This window comes from Microbacterium sp. Kw_RZR3 (assembly GCF_029222405.1).
Classification (GTDB): Bacteria; Actinomycetota; Actinomycetes; order Actinomycetales; family Microbacteriaceae; genus Microbacterium.
Window position 1 is genome coordinate 1 of the sequence record NZ_JARHXC010000107.1, and the last position, 3,250, is coordinate 3,250.

General features: G+C 69.1%; 5 protein-coding genes. 1 reads left to right on the forward strand and 4 read right to left on the reverse strand.

Annotated features, from left to right (window positions below):
* The 4 genes from P2P98_RS05805 to P2P98_RS05820 all read right to left on the reverse strand — a co-directional run.
* A partial coding sequence (locus P2P98_RS05805; RefSeq protein WP_275798063.1) for a peptidase M56 family protein occupies positions 1-748 on the reverse strand: 748 nt, incomplete at its 3' end.
* Positions 745-1,326, reverse strand: coding sequence for an RNA polymerase sigma factor (locus P2P98_RS05810; RefSeq protein WP_275798065.1), 582 nt, complete (start codon positions 1,324-1,326; stop codon positions 745-747). The genes P2P98_RS05805 and P2P98_RS05810, both read right to left, overlap by 4 nt.
* 21 nt (positions 1,327-1,347) lie before the next feature.
* Positions 1,348-1,983, reverse strand: coding sequence for an asparagine synthase (locus P2P98_RS05815; protein ID WP_275798066.1), 636 nt, complete (start codon positions 1,981-1,983; stop codon positions 1,348-1,350).
* Between the two features lie 53 nt (positions 1,984-2,036).
* Positions 2,037-2,465: a YdeI/OmpD-associated family protein gene (locus tag P2P98_RS05820; protein WP_275798068.1), complete on the reverse strand. Its 429-nt coding sequence runs from the start codon at positions 2,463-2,465 to the stop codon at positions 2,037-2,039.
* Between the two features lie 275 nt (positions 2,466-2,740).
* On the opposite strand from P2P98_RS05820, the gene P2P98_RS05825 reads away from it, so the two are divergent.
* Positions 2,741-3,151: a DUF4383 domain-containing protein gene (locus tag P2P98_RS05825; RefSeq protein ID WP_275798070.1), complete on the forward strand. Its 411-nt coding sequence runs from the start codon at positions 2,741-2,743 to the stop codon at positions 3,149-3,151.
* The last annotated feature ends 99 nt before the right edge of the window (positions 3,152-3,250 follow it).

Consider the following 3,250-nt stretch of genomic DNA (forward strand, 5'->3'; position numbering starts at 1 on the left):
CGACCACGAAGTCCCCGACTCGGGTCACCCCGTCCGACAGGTACACCGGCACGACGACAGCCCGACCAGCGCGCTCCTCCTGCCACCGCAAGGCCTCTTCGGGCGACGTGAAGTTCTGGCTCGAGCCCGTGGCATCCGCCAACTCGTCAGCATCGACGTAGCCCTGACGGCCGTTCGTCGCGACGACAGCGATGAGGTCGGGCTCCTCCCCCGCGCCCGCCGAGCCATAGGTCTGGCCGCGATCGTTCACCGCGAGCGGCACGGGCTCCGCGTCGATATAGGTCGCCGTGAGACGCCACCTCTCGCCGGCATCCGACGACACGACGACCTCGGCACCGACCGCGTCGAGGGGCACGTCGATCCACGACACCGCACCGTCAGGGTGCGCCACGAAGTCGTCCGCGGTGCACGTCACCGATCCCGCGGGAAAAGTGAAGGTGCCCGGCGTGAGGCAGCGCAGCTCCAGGCGGACGTGGTTCGCGGCGTCGGGGCGAGGCGGCAAAGACAGCATGCCGTCGCCCGTGCCCTCAGCGGTCACCGGAGCACCCAGCTCGCTGACGGCCGTGCCGCCGGGGAGAGTCCAGAGCTCGGCCGTCGCCGCCGTTCCCCCCGCGGCAAGCACGATCGCCCCCGCCCCCGCGATGACGAACAGCTTCGCGCGACTGCGCCGCTGCGGAAGCTTCGTCTGCGCGACGAGCTGGCGATGCAGTCCCGCGCGGAAGACGGGATCGATGCGCGGTGCGTTCATGCAGAATCCTCCTCGCGTGTGGCATCCGGGACGAGATCGCGCAGCTTCGCTCGCGCACGAGAGAGGCGAGCACGCGCCGCCGCGGCGCTGAGCCCCACCACCACCGCGGCTTCGTCAGCCCGATAGCCCTCGAGGTGCACGAGCATCACGAGCTGTCGATCGACCGCGCCGAGCGGTGCGAGGAGCGCACGAGCGCTCTCATCGGCGAAGACCTCGTCCTCGGCGGAGCTCGCGTCCGCCGAGCGGGGCAGGGTGTCGAGCAAACGCCGATAGCGAGCCGACGAGCGCTGAAGGTTGCGCAGCGCGTTCGTCGTCGTCGCGAGAAGCCACGGCAGCGGCGACCCGTCGACGACACGCACCGCGTCACGCCGGCGCCAGAGTTCGAAGAAGGCCACGGCCGTGGCATCCTCGGCATCCCGTCGATCGGATGCCAACCGCGCGGCGTGACGGAACACGCGATCGACGTGCCGCTCGTAGAGGTCGCCCAGTGCTCTTTCATCGCCGTCGGCGGCGACGCGGCGCCACAACCCGGCTTCGTCCATACCCGGGAATGTCCGGCCGACCGTCTCGTGTGACATCCCGGTCGAAAGAAAGCTGCGTCAGCGCGCAGTCGACTTCTTCTTCTTGCCGGACTTGGCGGGTTTGTCGTCGTCCTCGTCCGCCGGCTTCTCGGGCTCGGCCGCGGCCTTCTCTTTCGCCTTGCGCTTCGCCTGCGAGGCGAGGCGCGCGAGGTCGACCATGCGCAGGGCGTCCATGCGCGCGCGTCGCATCGTGGCGTAATCGGGATCGGCATCGGCGGTCATGCCCTCGACGTCGAGGCGCTGGCGAAGGTTCGCCTCCACGTCTCCCCACGCCGCCATGCGCGCGGCGGCCACCAGGGCCTCCACGCGCGCCGGATCGTCGGCCAAAGCCCGCAGCTCCTTCGCGACCCCACGCGACTGGTTCGCTCGACGGCGGAGGTTGCGCGTGTCGCGGTCGCGGTAATCGTGCGTTCCTGAGGAGTCGGAGAACCGACCCCACGCGCGCTTCCGCTGATGCGTCACCCGCTCGGCGGCCTGATCTTGCTCGTCAGCTAGAGCCCGAAGGGTCTTGCGCGCGAAGTCAGCGAAGACCTCGCTGTCGAACTGCCCGCCTCGGGCGATCGTCTCGACGAGGATGCGGTTGCGCACCGTGAGCCGTGCCGCCGCCGTTGCGATCGACAGCCCCTCGGCAATGGCATCCTTTGTGCGACCCACGACATCCTCCCCTCCCAGGTTATCGGTCGGGGCGTTCGAACGAGCCGGTCGGACTAGCCGAGCTTGGCCACGATCGCGTCGATCCGGCGGGCGCGCGTGTCGGCCGCCTTGGCTCCCTCGACGTTCGTCACATGAGCCTTGCGGGCGCTCGGGGACAGCGCATCGAATGCCTCGCGCACACCCGCTTCGGCGAGCGCGGACGCGAGGTCGGCGGGCACCTCGACCGTGCGCGGCGACGTGTTGAGCTGCAGGTCGACGGCGATGGCATCCCCTCCCGAGAGGCCCGTCGCGGCACGCTTGTCGGACGAGAACGGGATGAGCATCTTGCCGGCCATGACGCCGATCGTGCTGGAGTACACGTAGCCGTTCACATCGACGACGACGGCCGCGCGCTTGCCGCCTCCCAGCGCGTCGACGACCTCGGGCGGGACCTCGATACCGGTGTTGTTGCCCATCTGCGACAGAGTCGTTTCGAATTTCACGAGGCGAGTGTGGCAGAGCGACTCGGTACGTGAACAGCGTGTGAAATGCAATCCCCTGAGGAAGCGCCCCGCCGGTTCGTATGGTGACCTATGTAACGGAGGGCCTCGGAGAGTACTCGGGGGCCTTCTGTCGTTTCCGGATGCCGTGAACCCCCAGCCGCGGGTTCTACCCGAGAACGCGGGGCCGCGCAAAGCCCAATCCGAACCGCTCATTGTCTCCGAAGATGTGGGGAAGGCGGCCACGAGGTCGCTGCAAACTCACTGGGAGGTTCACTATGAGCTCTTCACCTAACCGCCTCGTGGCCACGATCTTCGGGGCCGTCTACCTGCTCGTCGGACTGCTCGGCTTCGCCGTGACCGGCGGCGTGGGCTTCATCGCGACCCAGGGCGGACTGCTCCTGGGGATCTTCGAGGTCAACCCGCTGCACAACATCGCGCACCTCCTCATCGGCGGAGCCCTCCTCGTGGCCGGCCTCGCGAACGCCCGCGCCGCCAAGGGCGTCAACACCACCGTCGGTGCCGTCTACCTGCTGCTCGGTATCGTCGGCTTCTTCTTGACCGGCACCTCGGCGAACATCCTCGCGCTGAACGTCCCCGACCACTTCCTGCACCTCGCCAGCGCCGTCGTGCTCCTGGGTGTCGGCCTCGGCACCGAGCGCAACGTCCCCCGCACCGCGGCGGTCTGAGCATGACCGCTGCGACCTTCGTGCGGTCGTGGCCCTCTGTATCCGCGTGGGGGGCCGGACTCATCACCGCCGCCCTCGGCGCGGGTGCGATCACCCGTC

Excerpts from the sequence above, each read along its gene's own strand:
- P2P98_RS05825 (WP_275798070.1), top strand. The coding sequence starts at position 2,741 with ATGAGCTCTTCACCTAACCGCCTCGTGGCCACGATCTTCGGGGCCGTC.
- P2P98_RS05810 (WP_275798065.1), bottom strand. The coding sequence starts at position 1,326 with ATGTCACACGAGACGGTCGGCCGGACATTCCCGGGTATGGACGAAGCC.